Origin of the sequence: Nocardiopsis oceanisediminis, from assembly GCF_048595525.1 — a bacterium.
Lineage (GTDB): Bacteria > Actinomycetota > Actinomycetes > Streptosporangiales > Streptosporangiaceae > Nocardiopsis_A > Nocardiopsis_A oceanisediminis.
Genome location: NZ_JAFMZJ010000001.1, coordinates 5,622,832 through 5,643,350, shown reverse-complemented (window position 1 = coordinate 5,643,350; position 20,519 = coordinate 5,622,832). Strand labels below are relative to the sequence as shown.

At 74.1% G+C, this 20,519-nt stretch carries 18 protein-coding genes; 11 read left to right on the top strand and 7 right to left on the bottom strand.

Features of this window, described 5'->3' with window-relative positions; all coding sequences use genetic code 11:
• Nucleotides 1-569 precede the first annotated feature (569 nt).
• Complete coding sequence (locus tag J0910_RS24660; protein ID WP_420160921.1) at nt 570-1,898, top strand: hypothetical protein; 1,329 nt, start codon at nt 570-572, stop codon at nt 1,896-1,898.
• A gap of 28 nt (nt 1,899-1,926) precedes the next feature.
• Here J0910_RS24660 and J0910_RS24655 read toward each other — a convergent pair whose 3' ends face one another.
• Nucleotides 1,927-2,616: a TetR/AcrR family transcriptional regulator gene (locus J0910_RS24655; protein ID WP_420160920.1), complete on the bottom strand. Its 690-nt coding sequence runs from the start codon at nt 2,614-2,616 to the stop codon at nt 1,927-1,929.
• A 39-nt stretch (nt 2,617-2,655) separates the two neighbouring features.
• Here J0910_RS24655 and J0910_RS24650 point away from each other — a divergent pair, with 39 nt between their 5' ends.
• From J0910_RS24650 to J0910_RS24625, 6 genes are all read left to right on the top strand, one after another.
• Nucleotides 2,656-4,116: an MFS transporter gene (locus J0910_RS24650; protein WP_420160919.1), complete on the top strand. Its 1,461-nt coding sequence runs from the start codon at nt 2,656-2,658 to the stop codon at nt 4,114-4,116.
• Nucleotides 4,113-5,060, top strand: a complete 948-nt coding sequence (locus tag J0910_RS24645) for a saccharopine dehydrogenase (RefSeq protein WP_420160918.1) — start codon at nt 4,113-4,115, stop codon at nt 5,058-5,060. Before J0910_RS24650 ends, J0910_RS24645 begins: the two co-directional genes overlap by 4 nt.
• An 89-nt stretch (nt 5,061-5,149) precedes the next feature.
• On the top strand, nt 5,150-5,800 hold the full coding sequence (locus J0910_RS24640) for a hypothetical protein (RefSeq protein ID WP_420160917.1): 651 nt from the start codon (nt 5,150-5,152) through the stop codon (nt 5,798-5,800).
• Nucleotides 5,801-6,169: 369 nt separating this feature from the next.
• Nucleotides 6,170-6,736 (top strand): hypothetical protein, encoded by a 567-nt coding sequence (locus tag J0910_RS24635; protein WP_420160916.1) that lies wholly within the window; start codon nt 6,170-6,172, stop codon nt 6,734-6,736.
• 41 nt (nt 6,737-6,777) lie between these two features.
• Nucleotides 6,778-7,140 (top strand): hypothetical protein, encoded by a 363-nt coding sequence (locus tag J0910_RS24630; RefSeq protein WP_420160915.1) that lies wholly within the window; start codon nt 6,778-6,780, stop codon nt 7,138-7,140.
• 205 nt (nt 7,141-7,345) lie between these two features.
• Nucleotides 7,346-8,791 (top strand): WGR domain-containing protein, encoded by a 1,446-nt coding sequence (locus tag J0910_RS24625; protein ID WP_420160914.1) that lies wholly within the window; start codon nt 7,346-7,348, stop codon nt 8,789-8,791.
• Nucleotides 8,792-8,935: 144 nt separating this feature from the next.
• On the opposite strand, the gene J0910_RS24620 is transcribed toward J0910_RS24625, so the two are convergent.
• Complete coding sequence (locus tag J0910_RS24620) at nt 8,936-11,170, bottom strand: fused MFS/spermidine synthase (protein WP_420162078.1); 2,235 nt, start codon at nt 11,168-11,170, stop codon at nt 8,936-8,938.
• A gap of 230 nt (nt 11,171-11,400) precedes the next feature.
• Nucleotides 11,401-12,291: a hypothetical protein gene (locus J0910_RS24615; RefSeq protein WP_420160913.1), complete on the bottom strand. Its 891-nt coding sequence runs from the start codon at nt 12,289-12,291 to the stop codon at nt 11,401-11,403.
• 181 nt (nt 12,292-12,472) lie between these two features.
• Here J0910_RS24615 and J0910_RS24610 point away from each other — a divergent pair, with 181 nt between their 5' ends.
• The 3 genes from J0910_RS24610 to J0910_RS24600 all read left to right on the top strand — a co-directional run bounded on the left by J0910_RS24610 (nt 12,473) and on the right by J0910_RS24600 (nt 15,371).
• On the top strand, nt 12,473-13,267 hold the full coding sequence (locus J0910_RS24610; RefSeq protein WP_420160912.1) for a hypothetical protein: 795 nt from the start codon (nt 12,473-12,475) through the stop codon (nt 13,265-13,267).
• Between the two features lie 158 nt (nt 13,268-13,425).
• Complete coding sequence (locus J0910_RS24605) at nt 13,426-14,967, top strand: hypothetical protein (protein WP_420160911.1); 1,542 nt, start codon at nt 13,426-13,428, stop codon at nt 14,965-14,967.
• Nucleotides 14,964-15,371 (top strand): hypothetical protein, encoded by a 408-nt coding sequence (locus J0910_RS24600; RefSeq protein ID WP_420160910.1) that lies wholly within the window; start codon nt 14,964-14,966, stop codon nt 15,369-15,371. Before J0910_RS24605 ends, J0910_RS24600 begins: the two co-directional genes overlap by 4 nt.
• 482 nt (nt 15,372-15,853) lie before the next feature.
• On the opposite strand, the gene J0910_RS24595 is transcribed toward J0910_RS24600, so the two are convergent.
• Nucleotides 15,854-16,297 carry a hypothetical protein gene (locus tag J0910_RS24595; RefSeq protein ID WP_420160909.1) on the bottom strand — a complete coding sequence of 148 codons (444 nt, stop codon included), beginning with the start codon at nt 16,295-16,297 and terminating at the stop codon, nt 15,854-15,856.
• A gap of 42 nt (nt 16,298-16,339) precedes the next feature.
• Nucleotides 16,340-17,665 carry a C2 family cysteine protease gene (locus J0910_RS24590; RefSeq protein ID WP_420160908.1) on the bottom strand — a complete coding sequence of 442 codons (1,326 nt, stop codon included), beginning with the start codon at nt 17,663-17,665 and terminating at the stop codon, nt 16,340-16,342.
• A gap of 261 nt (nt 17,666-17,926) precedes the next feature.
• On the opposite strand from J0910_RS24590, the gene J0910_RS24585 reads away from it, so the two are divergent.
• Entirely contained in the window at nt 17,927-18,079 is a 153-nt protein-coding gene (locus tag J0910_RS24585) for a glycine zipper domain-containing protein (RefSeq protein WP_420160907.1), read from the top strand.
• A gap of 2 nt (nt 18,080-18,081) precedes the next feature.
• Here the strand turns inward: J0910_RS24585 and J0910_RS24580 are convergent, their stop codons facing one another.
• Nucleotides 18,082-18,495 carry a hypothetical protein gene (locus J0910_RS24580; RefSeq protein WP_420160906.1) on the bottom strand — a complete coding sequence of 138 codons (414 nt, stop codon included), beginning with the start codon at nt 18,493-18,495 and terminating at the stop codon, nt 18,082-18,084.
• Nucleotides 18,496-18,811: 316 nt separating this feature from the next.
• The gene (locus J0910_RS24575) at nt 18,812-20,263 is read right to left on the bottom strand and encodes a hypothetical protein (RefSeq protein WP_420160905.1); all 1,452 of its coding nucleotides are present in this window, start codon (nt 20,261-20,263) and stop codon (nt 18,812-18,814) included.
• Nucleotides 20,264-20,519 lie beyond the last annotated feature (256 nt).

The following is a 20,519-nucleotide window of genomic DNA, read 5'->3' as shown; positions in this document are numbered from 1 at the left end:
CCGGTCGGCGGCCCTGCCCGCACCGCAGGTCCACCCGGGGATCGATGGAGCGAGCGGCGAAGCCGCCGGCCCCGCTCTGCTCGGCGAAGAGGAGGGACCGACACCTCCCGGGGATGCCGGGGCAAAGGCCCCATGACGGCGGCGGGGCGCCCGGCACTTGCGGCGCGGCAGGGGATCCGGGAGGATGGGGCGGGGCGGCCGGTGGAGCCCGGCTCCGCCCGAAGCCGCCACGCCCCGCGCGGGGGCGCTCAGGAGGGAAGCGAGTGGCCGCCACTCCGCCGTGACCCGGTACCGAGGCACCGGTGGTGCGCAGCGCCAGGCCCCCCAGGGCCGACGCCGGCCGCCGGCCCGGACGCCGTGCCCGGTCACCGGTGCCCCGGCCGCCCTCGCGGCGGGCCCCGGAACCCGCGCCCCGCCCTTCCCCAGGCCGATCTCCACGATCCCGGCCCGCCAACGCCCGTCGATGTGCCGCGGCGGGCCCGGAGCGGGGGAGGCGTCCGCCGCCGTGGCCGGTCCCCTCCGACCGGACGCGGCCCGCCGACCGCGCGGGCCGCCCTGCACCCATGGGCGTGACGACCGTGAAAACCCGTTTCCCTCCCCGGCCGCGACCGGGGCCGTCCCTGCTCCTGCTCTGCCTGCTCCTGCTCTGGTCCCTGGTGGCGCGGCTGCCGCTCGGGCTGCTCTCCGACGCGCTGCTGTTCGGCGTGCACACCGCCACCGGCGAGGTCTCCCCGGCGGGGGCGGTGTCCTCGGCCGCCGTGGTGAGCGCCATCGCCGGTGCGCTCGTCCAAGGGCGCCTGCTCGACCGGCACCGGCCGGCGGCCGTGCTGGGGGCGTTCGCCGCCGCGCAGACCGCGGTGCTGCCGGTGCTGAGCGCGGCGACGGCGGCGCGGTCCCCCTCGGTGCCGCTGCTGGTCCTGGCGGCGGCCGCGGCCGGGTTCTGCATCCCCTCGGTGTCCGCGGTGACCCGGCTGGTACTGAAGCGGGCGGTCGCCCCCGCCCGGCTGAACACGGTCTTCACCGCCGACCTGGTGCTGCTGGAGGCGGTGTTCGCCGCCGGGCCGGCCATCGCCGCGGCGGCGGCCGCGGCCGGCGGGGCCCCGGCGCTGTTCGCCTGCGGCGCCCTGATCGTCCCGGCCGGGACGGCGCTGTTCCTGCACGCGGCGCACCGGGTGGGGTCCGCGGCCGCCGCCGGGGCCGCGGCCGAGGGCGCCGATGGCGCCGGGCGCGGAGGGGAAAGAGGGGGAGCGGCGTCCACCGGCCCGCAGCCCGCGGACGCCCCGCCGCCCGGGGGGAGGCTTTCCGCCCCGCCGTCCGCCGGTGCCGGCGGCCCCGCCCCGGCGCGGGGCCTCCGGCCCTGGTACGCGGTCCTGCGGATCCTGCCGGCCGCCGCGCTCGCCGGGGCGCCGCTCGGACTGGTCGAGGCCGGCCTGCTCCGGCTCGCCGCCGAGCGCTCCGCCACCGTCGCCCCGGTCGGCGCGGCGCTCTCCCTGTTCGCGCTGGGCAGCCTGGTCGGCGGGCTGCTGTTCGCGGCCGTCCGGCGGCCCGCCCGCCCCGGCCGGGCGATCGCCCTGCTCTGCCTCGCCCAAGCGGCGGCGCTGGCCGCGGTCGCCACCGGGCCGGGCTTCACCGCCGCCGGGGCGGCCCTGGCCGCTGCGGGGCTCTGCGCGGTCCCGCAGCTCAGCCTCTTCCTCCAGCTGATCGACCGGGCTGCCCCGCCGTCCGGCTGGGCGCAGGCGCAGAGCCTGGGCGGCGTGGCCGACACGGTCGGCTCCGCCGCGGGCCTGGCCGCCGGCGCCGCAGCGGCGGGGGCGCTCGGCTCCGGAGCGGTCCTGTCCGCCGCGGTCGCCGCGGCCCTTGCGGCGGTCCCGGTCCTGGCCTGGGCCCTGCGCGGGTGAGGCGCGGTTCCCGGCGGCCGCCTCGGGGTCACGCGCCGCCGGCCGGACCCTTCCCGCCCGCTCCGCCCTCCGGGGCGGGCAGGTCGGTCAGCTGGCGGCGGAGCGCGTCGGCGGCCCACTCCCGCCACCGCTCCGCCGTCCAGCCGCGGCCGGCGGTGAGCAGCGTGTAGACCTCGGGGCTGAGCACGGCCAGCGCGATGTCGGCGGCCTGGTCCGGGGCGAGGTCCGGGCGGAGGGCGCCCTTGTCCGCGAGCGCGTCCGTGAAGACCCGCTGCACGGTGAGGCGCTGCTCGGTGTTGGTCCGCCACACCTCGGCCAGGTCCGGGTCGGCCGAGGCGGCGCTGCGCACCGCCTCCAGCAGCGGAGCGACCCGGGCGAAGACCGCGGCGGCGCCGTCGGCCTGGCGGCGGAGCTGGTCGAGCGGGTCGGAGACGGCCAGCGCGTCGTGCACCCAGGGGCGCTCCAGGGTGGGCAGGGGCGCGTCATCGCCCGCGACCGCCAGGTCCAGGGCGGCGGTGAGCACCGCCGACTTGGTCTTGAACGTGTAGTAGACCGTCTGTGCGCTGACCCCGGCGCGTTCCGCGATCGCCTGCACGCTGGTCGTGGAGTACCCGGCTTCGACGAAGAGCTCGGCGGCGGCCCGGGCGACGCGGGCCCGGGTGGCGCGGGACCGGGCGGCGCGGCCGTCCTCGGGGGCGGGGTGCTGGTTCGGAGCCATGACTTGACTATAGCGGCACTCTAAATACATTTTTAGAGTGTGACTACAAAAACCTCTCCGGGGGCGGTCGCCGCCCTCATCCTGCTCACCTCGGTCGAGCTCCTCGTCTTCCTGGAGGTGTCGATCGTCAACGTCGCGCTTCCGGCCATGGCCGCCGCGCTCGGACTCGGCCAGGCCGCCCTGGCCTGGGTGATCAACGCCTACCAGCTCACCTTCGGCGGGTTCCAGCTGGTCGCGGGCCGCGCCGCCGACCTGTTCGGCCGCCGCCGGATGTTCCGGGCCGGCCTCGCCCTGTTCATCCTGGGCTCCCTGCTCGCCGCGATCGCCGACGGCGCGGCCGTCCTGCTCGCCGCCCGCGGCCTGCAGGGGCTCGGCGCGGCGATCGTCATCCCCGCCGAACTCGCCCTGCTGGCCGGCATCTTCACCGACCCCGCCGCCTACCGGCGCGCGATGGGGGTGTGGAGCGCGATGGCCGCGCTCGGCGCCGGTGCCGGGGTGGCCCTGGGCGGGCTGCTCACCGACTGGCTCGGCTGGCCCTCGGTGTTCTGGATCAACGTGCCGATCGGGCTGCTCGCCCTGGCACTGAGCGGGCGGCTGCTCCCGGCCGACCCCGCCCGCCCGGCCGGCGGCCGCCGCCCCCTCGGCGCCGCCGGCGCCCTCGCGGCGACCACAGCGCTGATCGGCCTGGTCTACGTCGCGGCCGAACTGCCCGCCCGCGGCTGGGACCCGCTGACCGCCGGTGTTTCGCTGCTCACCGTCGCCGCCGGCACCCTGTTCGCCGTCGACCAGCGGCGCTCCGCCTCCCCGGTCCTCCCGCCCGCGCTGTTCCGGATCGGCCACGTGCGGGCCGGGGCGGTCGCGAGCTTCCTCGTCGGCGCCGTGCACGTCCCCGCCTTCGTGCTGCTCACCATGGTCCTCCAGGAGGCGATGGGCTACTCGGCGGCCGCGGCGGGCCTCGCGGTGCTGCCGGTCGCCGCGGCCAACCTGGCGGCGGCCCGCACCGCGGTCCCGTGGGCGATGGGGCGGTTCGGGCCGCGGGCGGTGCTGGCGGCCGGCATGGCGCTGCTCGCCGCGGGGCTCGCCGGCCACGCGGCGCTGTTGCAGCCCGGGGCCGGCTACCTCACCGCGGTCCTGCCCTCCGCCCTGCTCATCGGGGCGGGGCTGCCGGCCGTCTTCGTCGCGGCCACCGCGCCCGCGGTGCGCGCGGCCGGCGACGACCTGACCGGCGCCGCCTCCGGCCTGGTCAACACCGCGCAGCGGGTCGGCGCCGCCCTCGGCGTCACCGGCCTGCTGCTCGCCGCCGACGCCTGGGCCGGATCCGCGGGCGGCGGGACCGCCGCGGTCGCGGACGGGCTCCGCCTCGGCCTGGCCGGGGCGGCGGCGCTCGCCGTGGCCGGCGTGCTCTGCGCGCTGCTGCTGGTGCCGCGTGAACCCGGCGCGAAGGCGGCGGAGCGGAAGACGGAGCCCGAGACCGCGGAGACGGCGGAGGGCGGCCGATGAAGGCGCTGGTGCTCGGCGGCTACGGCGCGGTGGGCGCGCCGGTGGTCCGCCTGCTGCGCGGCCGCGGCCACACGGCGGCCGCGGCCGGGCGCGACGCCGCGCGCGCCGACGTCCGCATCGACCTGGGCGAGACCGGGCTGCGCGGGTACCGCCGCGCACTCCGCGGGACCGACGTCGTGGTGAACACCGCCGGCGCCGAGGACCCGGCGCTGATCACCGCCGCGGCCGAAGCCGGCGCCGCCTTCGTCGACGCCACCGCGACCACGGGCTACATCGCGGCCGCGGAGCGCCTCGCACCGGCCGCACCGGTCCTGCTCAGCGTCGGGCTGGCACCAGGACTGACCAACCTGCTCGCCGCCGAGGCGGCGGCGGTCCGGCCGCGCCCGCGCTCGATCGACATCGCGGTACTGCTCGGGGCCGGGGACGCGCACGGCAGGGCGGCGGAAGAGTGGTCGTTCGGCCTCATCGGCACGGACTTCCCCGACCCGGCCACGGGGGAGCCGGTCCGCAACCTCACGGGCGCGCGCACCTTCCGGATCCCCGGCCACGGGCGCCGGCGCCTCTACCGGGCGGACTTCTCCGACCAGCACACCCTCACCCGCGACCTCGGCCTGCCGGTGCGCACCAGGTTCGGGCTGGACTCGCGTGCGGCGACCGCGGCACTGGCCGGCCTCACCCGGCTCCCCGCCGCGCTCCGCCTCCGCCCCCCGGCCGGCCTGCACCTCCCCGGCTCCGACGCCTGGGCGCTGCTCGCGGAGGCCGACACCGGGGCCGCGCTGCTCGCCACCGGACGCGGCCAGTCCGAGGGGACGGCGGCCCTCACCGCCCTCGCCGCGGAGGCGGCCCCCGCGCTGCCGCCCGGCGTGCACCACCTGCACCGGGTGCTCTCCCTCGCCGACGCGGCGGCCCTCCCCGGGATCGAGGTGCGCCACCGCGCCCCCTGACCCGGGCGGGGCGGCCGCCGCGGGCCCCCGACCCCGGGCCCCGGCGGCCGCCCCCACCATGGAGAGGAGCCCTGAGAACGGAGGAAGCCGTGGACCGGACCGAGGAGAAGTACCGGGAATGGCTCGACTACTGCATCGAGTACGGCAAGAGCTCCTGGGTCCAGTTCAGCGTCCTGCTGTGGGGCGTGGAGGGCCTACTCGGCGAGCCCACCCGGGAAGAGCGCACCGAGGCCGTGCTCCGCCTGGCCGCCGACCTGTTCGACGCCGGGGTGCGCCCGATCGACCTGACCGAGGGCGACTCCCCGCCGTTCATCCCCTGGAACCTGCCCAAAGAGGAGGCCCTGGCCCGCATCCGGGCCGGCCTGGACGGCCTGCGGGAGGACATCGACTCCATCGACATCTGCTGGTTCACCCACCTGGAGGAGCCCGCCGATGAGCCGGACGCCGCCTCCTCCGAATCCTCCGGCGGTGCGGGAGAGGGCGATGAAGGAAGCGGGGAAGAGGGCGGGGACTTCGACGACCCGGCGACGGGGCCGGGTGATCCCGACCCCGAACTGCTCCAGGCCGTCGTCGATGCGAGGACGGACCTCGAAGGCGCCGAACAGGAGCCGGCCGATGCCGAGGCCGATCATGACGCACCGGGCGACGACCCACGGCCTCTCGGCCTCGGGGATCCCCGCCTACCGCGTCCTGGCCGGCAACGCCGCACTGCTCGTCCGCAACGAGGATCCCATCTATGAAAGCGGTGGGAAATGCGGTCAGGCCAAAGAGAATGCGGCCGGCGGCGGCAAGAAGGCGAAGGGCCACTGCAACAGGAACAGGGCCCTGTTCGGGAAGGTTCTGGGGAAGGAATGCCCGCCCGCGAAGAAGAACCATGGCTGTAGCGAGTTCCTCAACGATTCGACCGGGCCGCTCGCCTCCGGTGACGTGACCTGTGCGGGAATGGGTACTCTCGAAAAGGATGCGCCCAAGGTCCGCGTCTGCCGGGGGAAAGGGGGCCGCCGCGCCGTTCAAAGAGGACGGTGCTCGGCCGAGCATCCTCGAAGCAGGGCAAGGCATCGACACGAGCCTTCAGATCACCGATCCACCCAGGAAGAGGCGGCATCGACATGGCGCAGCCGGAACCGGTCGATGAAATACTCGAATGGCTGGCGCGTCGCCGGGTGGAGGACGTCCTCGTCCCGGGATACGTGGACCGAACCCTCCATGAGGGAAGGCCGTTCTTCAACCCCTGGAACACCGCCCTCTATCTGGTGACCGACCAGGGGTGCGTGCGGATCGCGGACAAGGAGGCCTCGGGGGTGCTGCACGTGTCCCTCGCCGACTCCGTGGACGACGCCCGAGGAGACGTCGAAGAGTTCATCGACCGTGAAGCGGGTGAGGAGTTCATGGCGGCCTCCCTCGAATCCCGGTTCCTCGCCGACGGACGGGACGTCCACAGGGTCAGCGGCGCGAGGTACGTGCACGGGCCGCACTCCCGACCGGAGAAGGGGACCGCGGACTGCCTGGAGGTCGTCTTCGACGGGCACGGATGCCTGTTCGTCTCGCCGGAGTGGGACGGGCTGCTGGTCGGGGCGCACGGCTCCTACGAGCACTGGACCGGCCGTCTCCGCGCGGAGAGCATGGGAGGGCGCACGGAGGTCCGGTGGGCGCCTCCGGGAGGCGGCGAGCGGTGAAGGGCAAGGCCCCGAAGAGAGCGGCGGAGAGAGGCGGAGACATGTCGGACTGGACGGTGGTCGGTTCCTTCTTCATCCTTTTGGCGGGCTTCCTCGCCTGGACGGCGCGGCATTCGGTGCGGCCGGGCGTCGACATCCGCACCAGCCCCGGGGTGCGGGTCCCCACCACCCTCGCCTCCGAGCAGGCCTGGCACACCGCCCACCTGCGCGCCCGCCCGTTCTTCCTGGCCGGCGCCGCGGCCTCGCTCGCCGCCGGGGCCGCCTTCCTCGCCCGGGCCGCACTCGCGGCGGAACCGGGGAGCGCCACCGCCCCGATGTTCACCGCGCTCGGCGCCGTCACCGCGCTCCTCGCACTCGGCGCGGCCAGGGGGATCAGCGCGGCCCGCACCGCAGAGCGCCCCTGACCGGGCCGCCCGCCGCGGGCCCGGTCCGGAGGCTCTGACCGGGGGGACGCCCTCCCGGTGCGGAGTCCGCCCCCTCCGGTGCCGGAATGTCGGCGCCCGCCCCTAGTTTCATCGTCGAACGCGGAACAGTCCGCGGAATCCGATTCCGCGCACCGATCCCGTCAGCGCTGCCGTTCCCCGGTGCCCGCCGTCCCGAAGGGTGAGTATGAACCACCGCACGATCGAGCCCCGAACCTACCTCGAACTCTCCGAGGAGGGCGGCGGCGCGCACAAGTTCTACGAGGTCGTCGTGGACGGCACCGAGGTGGGCATCCGCTACGGGCGGATCGGAGAACCGGGGCAGAGCCGCACCTCGAAGTACGCCACGGTCGCCAAGGCCGAAGCCGCCGCGGCGAAGAAGATCGCCGAAAAGCTCCGCAAGGGCTACGAGCCCGCCGTGCAGGGGCGGCGGCAGCGCCGCCCGGTGACCCGGCGCCAGATCGTCAGCCACCGCTCGTCGGCCCGGCAGGCGCCGGTGCTGTGGCGGTTCCGCTCCGGCAGCGCCGCGTTCGGGATCTTCGTCGACGACGAGCGCGCCTGGGTCGGCAACCAGGCCGGGGACGTCTACGCGCTCTCCCACTCCGGCCAGGTGACCGCCCGCTACGGGCTGCCCGACGGCGTCAAGTGCATCGTCGCCGACGACTTCTGGATCTACGCCGGGTGCGACGACGGCAAGGTCTACGAGCTGGGCGGCAAGATCCCGCACGCCGCCTACGAGATCGCCGAGAACGTCGACATCTTCTGGCTGGACGTGCACGACGGCGTGCTCGGCGTCTCCGACGCCCAGGGCGGCATCACCATGATCGACCACGAGGACGAGTTCCAGTGGTCCCGGCGCAGCGCGGGCAGCTCGGCGTGGATGGTCCGCTGCGACGACGAGGGCGTCTACCACGGCCACTCCGCCGGGGTGGCGATGTACGACTCCCGCACCGGCGACCAGCTGTGGGAGCTCCCCACCGGCGGGCAGGTGCTGTTCGGCTGGCAGGAGGGCGACGAGGTGTTCGCCGGCACCTCCCGGCAGGTGGTGCACCGCATCGGCAAGGACGGCACGATGCGCTCCACCTACCGCTGCGACGGCTCGGTGTTCTCCTGCGCGGCCTCGCCCGACGGCCGCTACGTCTTCGCCGGGGACAACCACTCCTCGGTGTACTGCTTCGCCCGCGACGGGCGCCGGCTGTGGAAGCTGGCGACCGGCTGCGGCTCGGCCTTCTCCATGCAGTTCCACGGCGACCGGCTCTACATCGTCACCACCGACGGCTCGCTGGCCTGCATCGACGCCAGCGAGGCGGCGATCAGCGCGGCCGAGCAGGGCAGCGTCCCCGACCCGGTCGACGTCAAGGCGGCCGCCATCGCCGCGGCCACCCCCTCCACCGAGCTGGAGACCGTCGCCGCAGCGGAGGTCTCCACCGCCGGCGGCGTCGTGGTGGAGTGCGTCCAGGAGGGCGGCCGGGTGCGGGTCCGCGTCGCCTCGCCCGGCTTCCGCGAGGACTGGCGGGTCCAGTTCCCCAAGGACATCCGCCGCCCCGGCGCCCGCTTCCTGGTGGACGAGCTCCGCTCCTCCGAGCGCGGCGGCTTCTACCGGGTCCGCGGCGACATCCGCCGCCTCGGCTGAGACCGGTACCGGTGGAAGACGAGCAGGCCGCCGGGTTCGCGCTCGATCAGACCGGTGCCGTGCCGCTCGGAGCGGACCGCTTCGGGGCGGCCCCACCGGGCGGTGCCGGCGGCCGGACCCCCGGCCTCCGGCCGCCGCCCCGCCTCACTTGAGGATCCCCAGCAGGGAGGAGTAGGAGTCGGTCCACACCGGGCCGTCACCGGGCAGGGGGGCCCACTGCTCGGCGTTGGGGGCTCCGGAGCGGGTGAGGGGCTCCAGGGCGGCGGCGTCCGGGGCCAGCGCGATCCACTCGGAGGACGCCGCGAGGGGATTGAGGTCTTCGCCGTCGGCACCGGTGTTGTGGTCGGACCGGACGATGCCCTCCAGGCCGGCCTCCGCGGAGGTGGCGCCGACCATCGGGGCCAGCTCCAGGTTGCGGTTGCTGACGTGCACCGCGAGGACGCCGCCCGGAGCCAGGTGCTCGGCGAACTCCGCGAGGGCCTCCCGGGTGAGCATGTGCGTCGGGATGGCGTCGGAGGTGAAGGCGTCCAGCATGATCAGGTCGTACTCGCCCTCGGGCGCCTCGCCCAGCTTCAGCCGGCCGTCCCCGACGACCGTCCGGACCTCGCAGGCGCAGTCGGACAGGTAGGTGAACCGGTCGGGGTCGCTCGCGATCCGGACCATCTCCGGGTCGATCTCGTAGAAGTCGAAGCGCTGCCCGGCCTCGCCGTAGGCGGCGACCGCGCCCGTGCCCAGGCCCACCACGCCGACCGTGCCCGCGTCCCCGCCGTAGGCGGCGAACAGGTCGCCGACCGGCCCGGTGCGGGAGTAGTAGGAGGTCGGCTCGGAGGCCTGCTCCGGGTCCAGTGATTGGAAGCCGTGCATCGTCGTGCCGTGGGTGAGGCGGCGGGTGTCCTCGTCCTCGCGGATCATGTAGGAGCCGAAGAAGGTGCGCCCGCTCTCCACCGCGTCGGTCTGCACGAACTGGGAGTTGATCAAGAGGGCGAGACCGGCGATCCCGAAGGCGATGGCGCGGGCCCGCTGAGCGTGGACGACCAGTACCGCGGCGATCATCGTCGCCAGGGCCACGGCGAGGATGAGCCAGGAGGTGCCGCTGGTCAGGTATGCCGCCAGCAGCCCTCCCGCGAGAGCGATCGCGGCCAGCCGGGCCGGGCGCCGCTCGGCCAGGAACGAGATGACGCGGGAGGAGCGGCCGACGGTGAGCGCGAGCAGCACCGAGGCGATCAGCGCCAGCGGGTACTCCAGCACCCGGTCGAAGACCAGCGGCGCGATGACCCCGTTGAACAGGCTGCCCAGTGCGCCGCCGAGCGAGGTGATCAGGAAGAACTCGGTCAGCCGGGCGGGGGCCGGCCGGTCCGCGGCGAGCAGCCCGTGGCAGGCCAGCGACACCGCCGTGAGCATGCCCAGCGTGATCAGCAGCGTGAGCGGGGTCGACAGGAGAGAGGACGACTGGGAGAGGAACAGCACCGGCAGCATCCCGATGAGGACCACGTCCACGGTGCCGCTCACCCAGCCGTGCCGCCGGACCCCGAACGCGATGATGTAGGTCATCAGGTACAGCGCCAGCGGGATCACCCACAGCAGGGGCACCGCCGCCACGTCGGTCGACATGTAGCTGGTCGCGCCCTGCATCAGCGACGAGGGAAGCGCGGACAGCCCGATCCACAGCAGCCGGCGGCGCCAGGTGACGGCGCGCTCGGAGGCGGGCGGGGCGGCCTCGGAGGAGTCGGGTGCGGCCTCCTCCGCGACGGGGGCGGGGGTTTCTCCGCTCCGCTTCGCCCGCCGGAGGGTGATCACGATGCAGCCCAGCATCAGCACGGCGAAGCCGCCGTACCCGGCGGCCCACCACCCGGCCTGCAGGCCGATGCCGAGCAGCGGCTCCGCGACGAAGGGGTAGGCGATCAGCGCGGTGAGGCTGCCGACATTGCTCGCCGCGTACAGGAAGTACGGGTCGTCGGAGCGGGGCAGCCCGAGCCGGGCGTACCAGGCCTGGATCAGCGGCCCCGTGGTGCTCAGCACCGCGAACGGGAGGCCGACCATGACGGTGAGGACCAGCAGCAGCCAGACCGCGACCGGCGCGGAGCCGTCCGGGGAGGCCCACGCGGGCAGTGCGATCGGCAGTACCGCGAGCGGCGTGAGGACCAGCGCCGCGTGCACCAGCGGGTGGTATCGGCCGAGCAGCCGCGGGGCGAAGTGCGAGTAGGCGTAGCCGACCAGCAGCACCGTCTGGAAGAACAGCAGCGACGTGGTCCATACGGAGGCGGCGCCGCCGTACGGGGGCAGCAGCATCTTCGAGACCATCGGCTGCACCGCGAACAGCAGTAACGCGCTGAGCAGGATGGCGGCGGTGAAGAGCACGTTGTAGGGGGCCGTCCGCACGGGCAAGGCCGGAGTGCTCGCGGGGGGCGTCTGCTCGGTCGTCGTCATGGGGGTCCTCGGCGGCGGGGGGCGGAAGTCCGGCCTCGGGGCTCGGCCCGGGAGCTCCGGCCGCGCGAGGACACGGACGTGGAAAAGCCTAGGGAAGGAAAGGCCCGGGCGAAGTGGGCCCAGGGGCCCAAATCAGGGCCGGGCGGTGCGGTGGGCCGCGCCGGGGCGGCGCGGCCCCGGCGTCAGGCGTCGAGGCTCTCCATGATCGTCCCGACGTTGTCCTCGGCGGGAGCGCTGATCTCGATGTCGCTCCCCCACTCGCTGTAGTGCACCGTGCTGCGGGCCTTCTCCCCGTCGGGGGTGGCCATCTCGACCGAGAACTCCTCCGGCAGGCCCCGGTCGGTGACCGAGAACTCCCAGGAGACCTCCTCCAGCCCGGCGTCGGCGGCCGCCTTGAAATCGGCGTGGCCGGCATCGGCCAGGTCCCGGGTCGGGGTGGTGCCGGCGTAGACCGTCAGGGGGCCGCCGTCCTCGGAGTCGGCCGACTCGGGGTCGCCCTCCAGCTCGCCGTAGCGGACGACGTCGAGGCCGGCCCGGCCGGAGGCCTGCTCCAGGGACTTGTTGGTCTCGGTGAGCATGACCCGGAAGATCTCGGCGAACGGGCCGATCTCCTCCTCCGCGGAGTCGATCTCCTCCTGGGTGAGGCGCATCCAGTCCTTGTCCGGCAGGAGGGCCTCCTCCTCCAGGGTGGTGTACATCGTCTTGTCGGTGACGATGATGTGCGCGGTGCTGGGCCGCTCCTCGCTGTTGTCGACCACGGTCATCCTGGCGGCCGGCGGATCGGTCAGCACCATGCTGACCTCCACGTCCTCGATGGAGGCCTCGCCCTCCTCCTCTTCGGGGACGACGCTCATCGCGACCTTCACCGAGAGCGCCTTCTCCATCCGCTCCTGCACCAGGTCGGCCAGCTCCTCCGGGTCCTCGGGAAGGTCCTCGACCTTCTCCAGGTCGGCCGCGGCGACCGGGGAGGGGGAGGGCTCTTCCTCGGGCTTCTCGGGCTCGTCGCCCTGGCAGGCGGTGGCCAGCAGGAGGGCGGGGAGCAGGAGCGCGATCTGCGAGCGGAGGAGTCTCATAGTGACCGAAGCCTATCGACCGCCCGAACCGGCGGAAACCTCCCCATCGGCGAATACCGCGGAATGGTGCGGATGAGAATGGCGGGGCCGCCTTTTCCGGAATTCCCCTCGAAGGGGCCGCCGGTTCCTCTGCGATAATCCGGCCTGCCGGAGAAGGACGCCCCCGAGACCGGAAGGCCCGGTGACCCAGAGGATGAAGAGCGCGAAACCCGCGGTGCTGGTGCTGGTGCCCCTGCTGGCGGCGGCCGGGTGCGTGGACCCGAACAGCGGCCCGGAGCCCGAGGGGTCCCCGTCCGAGGCGGGCGCCGCCGCGGACCCCGGCGGAGGGGTCGCCGACCGCGGGGACCGGGGCGGCCCGATCGGGGGCGGCACCGGTGACGTCGGCGCGGTGAAGACGGAGGCGACCGGCAACGACACCGTCGAGCTGTTCACCGCGCCCTCCGCCGGAGAGCAGGTGGGCGAGGGCGGGAGCATGGCGCTGGACTGGACGTCCCGGCTGAGCATCACCTTCACCTCGGCCGAGCGGGACGGCGACGACGTCGTCTTCGCCGGAGAGGCCACCTACCTGCACGACGAGGGCGGCTACCTGCTGCACGGCAAGGACTTCTCGGTGCTGGTGCCGGACGGCTCGAACCCGCAGGACCCCGAGGACATCGAGGAGCCGCCGGAGGACGGCGCCACGGTCGGCTACGCGACCTACACCGCCGCCGACGCGGGCCCGCTCGCCGAGCTCACCCAGGAGGAGCCGAGCGCCGAGTTCTCGGTGGCGATCGCCGACGTGCCGGCCGAGCAGGACTCCGAGCGGCACCAGGACGGCACGACCGGCCGCTACCTGCGCTACGAGACCCCGCAGGAGCTGTGGGGGCACGAGGTGAACCCGCCGCAGGACTACATCCCCGGCCGGCTCTGCTACGTGGAGGGCGGCGGCTGGCACGACGTCCCGCTGTTCGAGTACACCGACGTCCCCTGCGGCTGACGGGGAGGCGGGCCCGGCTGGGCCCCCTCGGATTGGGCCCGGAGTTGGGCTCCTGGCCTCTACCCGGCCCGGGCCGGGGCTCCTTAGCATGCCGGAATGCTGCTCGTCGCGAACCGTTTCCCCTGTCTTCACCTCCTCATGGTGGAAGGCGGCTCCAGGTGACCCCGGAGGGCGCCGCCCGCCGCCGAGCGCCCGGCGGCGACCGGGGCGCGTCCTTCACCCAGTACGCGGCCGTCGTGCTGTGCATCGCGGCGATCGCCGGAGCGGTCCTCGTATCCGTTCCGGGCAAGACCGGCGACCTCTTCTCCACCGCGCTCTGCCGCATCCAGCAGGCGGTCACCGGCGACGAGGGGCCCTGCGGCGACGAGGGCGACGGCGGTGACCAGGAAGCCGACCCGGAGTACGACTACACGCCGCTCTACTGCGTGAAGGACGGCACCAAGGAGACCTACGGGTACTCGCTCAGCCTCGGCATCTTCAAATGGGGCCAGGAGTACAGCTACGCCAAGGAGAACCTCTCCGACGGCAGCGTGGTCGTCACCTTCGTGCCCACCACCGAGGTCGGCGTCGCGGGCGGCGCCGGCTGGGACTTCGGCAAGAAGAACGCCGACGCCCCCGCGCACGCCGGAGCCACCGTGGAGGGCGGCGTCAGCGCCAAGCTCTCGCCCGGCATGACCTACATCTTCAAGAGCAAGGAAGAGTACGAGAAGTTCGCCGACGAGGTGGACGCCGCCATCGCCGAGGAGCAGAACCGGCAGATGAACCCGCGGGGCCAGACCGGGCTCGCGATCGCCGAGTTCTTCGGTGTCTACGAGCGCCCCGAGATCACCGTCCAGCCGACCATCCGCACCGCGACCCTGCAGCTGGAGGCGTCCGGCGACGCGGGCATCGGGGTGTGGGCCGGGCCGGCCGCGGAGAAGGGCGACTCGTGGAACATGAACCTCGGCGCCCAGGGCAACGTCACGGTCAGCGGCAAGTTCGACAAGTCCACCTGGTACGACGATCCGAAGAACATCAAGACCTCGGAGACGTACGGCTGGACGGGGTCGGGGAGCCTCGGCGCCACCGCGCTCGCCGCGCACGCCGACGGTGAGCTGAGCTGGAGCGGCGGCACCCGGATCATGCGCAACGAGGACGGCTCGCTGGACAGCATCCGCTACATCGCCGCCGCCGAGGGCTCCTACACCGTCGGCATCGACAAGCAGAACGAGCGCAAGAACAAGGACGGCCTGGACGGCGGCGGCATCAGCGCCGGCAAGAAGCAGACCAAGAGCGTCACCCAGATGGTCCAGCTCGACTTCGACACCCCAGAGGAGAAGGCGGCCGGGGAGAAGCTGATCGAGGAGCACGGCCTCGTCCCCCCGCCCTACGTCTCCAACGCCATGGCCGACCAGCTGGGCGAGGAGGACTACGGCGGCGACATCGCGGAGAAGCCCGCGGACGACGCGCCCCCGTGGGACGAGGTCTTCTACGAGAAGGGCCGGGCCTGGCAGTACGCCTCCGACGTGGAGACCGACCAGGGCGAGCTCGCCGCCAAGATCAAGATGGGCCTGCAGTTCGGCGGCAGCGTGAACTGGGCGCTGGAGGAGCGGAACACCACCGACGCCCTGATGCTGGCCGGTCCGGAGGACGGCGGCCCCCGGCGGTTCATCGAGTACGCTGACTGCGTTTCCGACCAGGCCAAGGAGGAGGGCCGATGAGAGCCGTACTCGCCGTCGCAGCGGCGGCCGGGGTCTGGGTCGTCGGGAGCATCGCCGTCGGGCTCGGGGTCGAGTCGGCCGCCCCGGTCGAGCAGATCACCGACGACGTCGGGCGGATCGCCTGGTACGCGCTCCCGCAGTTCCCGGTCACCTTCCTGATGGTGCTGGCCACGGCGCTGGTCTACGGCCGCTCCCGGCTGCGCGGCGCACTCGGGGCGGCGGTGGTGCTCGCCCCGCCGCTGGTGGACCTGGTCGCCGACGTGGTGCTCTCGGTGGGCGCCGACACCCCCGCCTCGGTGATCGCGGTCCGGGCGCTCTGCTTCGTCGCCGGCGCCGCCGCCGCCTGGTGGCTCGTGCTCCCCGCCCGGGAGCAGCAGAACGTGTTCGCCCGCGCCGGCCGCTAGCCTCCGGCCCGCGGCGGACCGCGGAACGCGCACCCGCCCCTCCGGCCGAACGAGGCAGGAGGGGCTTTCCCGTGCCGGCCGGTCCGGCCCGCGCCGCGTGTCCGGGCCCCGCCGTACCCCGGTGCCCCGTACCGGCAGGGCCTCCTGCGGCCCGTGCCGGCCGCTTCGACCACCGAGCCCCGAGGCCCGCCGCGCCGCTGCGGTGCGGTGCGGTGCGGCGGAGCCTTTCAGGCGGCCGCATCCCGGACGGTGGCGAGGCGGCCAAGGAGAAGGGACCGGGTCCCCCTCGTCCAGGGGCCCGGCTCCCGGCGCTCTTCCGGCAGGGCTCCGTCCCGGAGCCGGGACGCCGAGCGCGACCGGTGGCGCCGGCGCATCGGGGAGGCCCCGGAACGCGCAGAGCCGGGACCGGGAGGGCCGGAGAAGAGCGGAAGCGCCGGAGGGGCGGGCACGTGCCCGCCCCTCCGGCGCTTCCGCGGCCTCGCCTACTCCGGGGGAGTGACGGTCAGGGTGACGGAGCCGGCGTTGCCGACGCCCTCATGGTCCTCGGGAGGGTCCTCGACCTTGTCGAGGGTGATCGTGTAGCCGTTCTCCAGCTCCAGGGCGTCCCCTTCGGAGCCGGTGAGGGTCTGCGGCTCGTCGATGTCGGGGCCGGCGGAGACGGTCAGCCGGGCTTCGCCGTCGGTCACCCGGGACAGCGAGAGCTCCAGGTCGCTGGAGCGGTCCTGGGCTCCCTGGGCGAGCCGCAGGGTGCGCTCCTCCCCGCTCGGGGGCGGGGAGGGGTCGACGGTGCGGCGGGTGGGGGAACTGCTCGGGTCCAAGGCTGGCTCCTCGTCTCCGCCCCCGCTGCAGGCGGCGCCGAACGCCAGCAGGAGGGCGCAGCAGACGGCGGCCGGCAGCGCGCGGCGGCGGTTCGGTCTGTGGGGCATCGGTCGTCTTCTCTCCCGGGAGCGGCCGTTCAGGGCGGCCGGCTATTCGGCCTCGTTCGTCTGCACGGTGTCCAGCTTCTCGCGGAACTCCTCCATGGTCAGCGTCGCGTGCTGCCGGCCCCAGGGGTTGTACAGCGTCACCTTGCCGTCCTTGATCTCCTTCACGACATAGGCGTGGTTGCCGACCAGGCTGTCGCCGCTTTCCAGCTCATAGTAGGAGTCCTTCTTGTCGCCGGGCGTCGTGACGCCGATCGCGACGCCCTCGTCCATCATCGAGCTGAGGAACTCCTCGGTCTGCAGCATCCCCGGGATCTCGCCGCTGTCGTCGCCGGTGATCGTCTCCATCGCGTCGCCGGGCCAGCCGCCCTCGATCTCCCCGAAGCTGCCCTCCTTCTGGGCGTAGGCCTTCTCCAGGATGGCGGGCCACATGACCCCGCCCTTCGGGTTGGAGAACGCGGGGCTGTCGTTGGAGTTGACGACCAGGTCGGGGGTGACCGTCACCTGCTCGCCGTCGCCGAAGGTGACGGTGTAGGTGCCGTTGGCGTTCTGCTCGATCATGTCCTTGATGATCTCGGGGTTCTGGTCGGCGATGGCGCCCATGCCGGCCAGCCACCAGCAGTCGCCCAGGGCGCCCTGGTTGAGGTCGTCCGAGCCGATGCTCCCGTCCTCGCCCCAGAGCCTGCCGTTCGGGTACTCGGCCCAGCCCAGGTCGGTGCGCCTCCCGTCCTCGGTGTTGGCGCTGTCGCCCTCGACGTCGTCGAAGGACGGATCGATGCCGTGCCGGTCGACGCCGCGCAGGTCGCGGAGGATCTCCAGGTCCACCCTGGAGAGCACGATCTCGCGGACGCCGCCCTCATCGAGAAGCCTCCGGATCTCGTCCTCGGTGAGCGAGGACATCAGGGTGTTCAGCTCTGCGGAGGTCATCCCCTCCATGACCTCGGCCGGGTCCCGGGGGCAGTTGAAGAGGCAGAAGTCCCAGAAACCGTCGTCCAGGGACTCCCGGATCTCCGCGAGCTCGTCCTGGATCGCCTCCTCGTCGGCATAGGCGGGGCCGCCGGAGCCGTCCGGTTTCTTCCCGCCCCCGCCGACCTGGTGCTCCCGAGTGGTGACGTCGGGCCCGGGTGAGTTCGGGGCGCCGTCTCCCCCCTCCCCTTCTTCCGCGCACATGCCGCTCTGCTCGACGGCCCCCGCGACACGGCAGAGGCCTTCGCGGAACATGTCGGCGATGCGGGAATCGAGTCCGGTCGCGAAGACCGCCGCGACCAGGGCGGCGACCACCAGGACACCGGCGGCGTACTCGGTGAAGCCGGCACCGCGGTCGAGGCGCCGGCGGGCCGCCGCGGCAGGGGGAGGGAAAAGGGCGCGCATGCAGGGCTGCTTTCACAAGGTCGGCTGATGTCGGTGCCGAAGGGCGGGGCGCAATCCGATGCGGGGAGCCTAGGGGCCGGGGCGGCCGGGCGTCGTGAGACCGGGGGCCCAAAAGGGGCGGAGTGCGGTCTGGGTCCGGTGGCCGGAACCGGACGCGCGATCCGGTGGTTCGGGCGGTATGCGCGGGATCTGGGCGGCGCTCGGGGGCGTCTCACTCAGGGGATGCGGACATCGAGGAGGGGCGTGAAGACCGGAGGCGGCATGAAGAGAGGCATGGCGGCGGGCGCCGGCCCGGCGGTCGGTGTGGTGATCGGGGTCGCCCTGGGCGTCTCCATCGACAACATCGGCCTCGGGATCGCGATCGGCCTGGTGCTCGCCGTGGCGTTCGGCATCGGTTTCAGCAAGCGGCGCTGAGCTCAGCCGGGCTTCGCCGAGCGGCCGGCGGCGATGCCGGCCGCGCAGCCCAGGGCGGCCGCCGCGGCGTGCGCGGCGGCCGTGCCCGCGCCGCCGCCGTCCGACGCGAACAGGGCGAGGGTCATGGCGACCGCGGCGACCGGGCCGGCCGCGCCGACGAAGGCGGCCGCGCGGGGGGCGAGCCGGGCCCGGATCACGGCGACCGCGGTGCCCGGCCACACGGCCAGGGCGACCAGCACCAGGACCGCCAGGACGCTCAGCACGTCGGCGGTGGTCACGGTCTCCCGCACGACGACGGTGCCGTCGGAGGGGGCGACCGCGGCGGCGGTCGCCGCGGCGCCGATCAGGGTGTAGCCGAGCACGGTGACCAGCCATCCGCCGCACACCACCGCGGCCGACCAGAGGAGGGCTCTCATCGGTTCTGCCTCTCTTCGCCCCGCCCGGGCGGGGCGGCCTCACTCGTCCGGGTCAGGGACCCCTGCGCCGCGTCGGCCTCCCCCGCGGGGACGGGGCCGTCCCGCCCGGCCACCCGGACCGGGGAGAGGTCGCGTCCGCGAAGCAGGACGGAGGCGGCGCCGGAGCACGCGCCGCCGGAATCATCGCAAATGTAGCCGCAGTCGGTGCGGCGCGCTTCGTCGGCGCCGGGAACCGGCGCCTCGCCCGGCGGGCCGCGCCGGCGCGCCTCCCGCCCGGCCCCGGCGAGCGCGGCCGGGGCGGAGCCGGTCCGGCCGGTCATCGGCCCTCCCGGGAGACGCAGTCGGGGAAGTCGCGGAAGCCGCGGGTCCCCTCCGGCCGGGGAGCGCCCAGGTACTCGGCCTCCACGGTGTGCGCGGCCGACGACTCGGTGGACAGCTTCAGCCCCAGGCCCAGCCCCAGCGCGACCCTGCCGCCGAATACGGCCGCGTCGGTGGTCTTCTCCTGGACGGTGTTGGCCACGGTGGCCTTGTCGTACAGCAGCCGCTCGAACTCGCCGGCCCCTTCGGGGGGCTCCCGCAGCAGGTCGCCGCCGTCGTCGAAGACCTGGCTGAAGGCGAGGGCGGGCATCCCGGTCAGCCCCTGCTCCTCCAGGTACCGCTCGGCGACCGCGCGCTCCTCCGGGGTGTCCAGGGTGAGGGTGGTCCGGGTCTCCTGCAGGATGCCCGCGCCCTCCTTGTCCTTCAGCCCGCCCTTGCCGCCCTTGTACCTGTTGCCCAGGCGGTCCTTGCTGACCAGCGACTCCTCGACCGAGGTGGTGTAGACGAGCTCCACCGGCTCGCCCTTCCCGTTGCGCATCACCCGGACCGCCCCCGTCCAGTTCCGCAGGTCCTCGGCTCCGGCGCCGCCGAGCTCGCTGCCCACGCCGAGCTGCCCGTCCAGCTGGTAGGTGGTTCCGGTGAGGGGGTTGTCCGGGTCGCGCCGGTCGGTGCGGACCGCGGCCTGCCCGCCGACCCGCACCTTGCCGCTGAGGCCGGTCCCGCTGTCCCAGTAGGTCTCACCGGAGGAGGTCTTGACCCCGGCGCCGGCCTCCGCGTTGGCCCCGGCCTCCAGCCGCAGGGTCGCGGTGGTGATCCCGGGGTCGGGGATCTCCGGCGGCGGGTTGATCGCGTAGTAGAGCCCGGCCCCCGGGGTGCGGGCCATCGAGTCCATCGCCATCTGGTTCTCGATGATGTCGTCCTTGAAGGACCGCGCCTCCGCCCTGTCCTTGAACACCCAGGTGTCGCCGACCCCGGCCTTCAGGTAGGCGCCGACCTTCGCCTCCGCGCCGAGCCGCACGTTCTTCCCGCCCTCGCCCTTCACCTGGAAGGCCTTGCCCTCCACGCCCAGTTCCACGTTGTGCGGCATGAGGGTGAGGCGGTAGGTGCCGTCGGCCATCTGCTGCTCCATGAAGGCGTACTCCTCGCCGAACTTGAAGATGCCGACGTACATGGAGTAGCCGGCCTTGTCCTGGAGCTGGTACACCTCGCAGCGCGGCGGCAGGTAGTCCTCGTCCGCGGGGGCGTCGGCCCGGTCCCCGCCGGGGTCCGGGCCGCAGTCCTCCCCTCCGGTGATCACGCAGAAGGCGTACTCCAGGAAGCCGGTCACCCGGGCCGGCACCGAGACCACGGCGACCGCCCCGAGCAGGGCGGCGACGAGCAGGACCAGGGCCGCGTACTCCGTGGCCGATGCCCCGCGGTCGCCGCCGCGCCTCCCGCCGAAGAACTCCACCGCACTCCCCGCCCCCGCCTCTTCGCCGTCCGAGCGGTTCCGAGGCTAAGAGCGGTGGGGAAAAGGCATCAGACCCAGCGGAGCAGGGCCCTATGGGGACCTTTATGGGACCGCGGCGCCGCCCGGTGGAATGGCGGCCGAGAAAAGCATTTGCGTCCTCCCAGATCACCCGCGGTACCGAGGGAGGAGGGCGGAGAAAAAGGGGGGCCCAGAGGGCTGGGCCTGTTTCATTTCCCGTAACCGGGGTGCCGCTTTT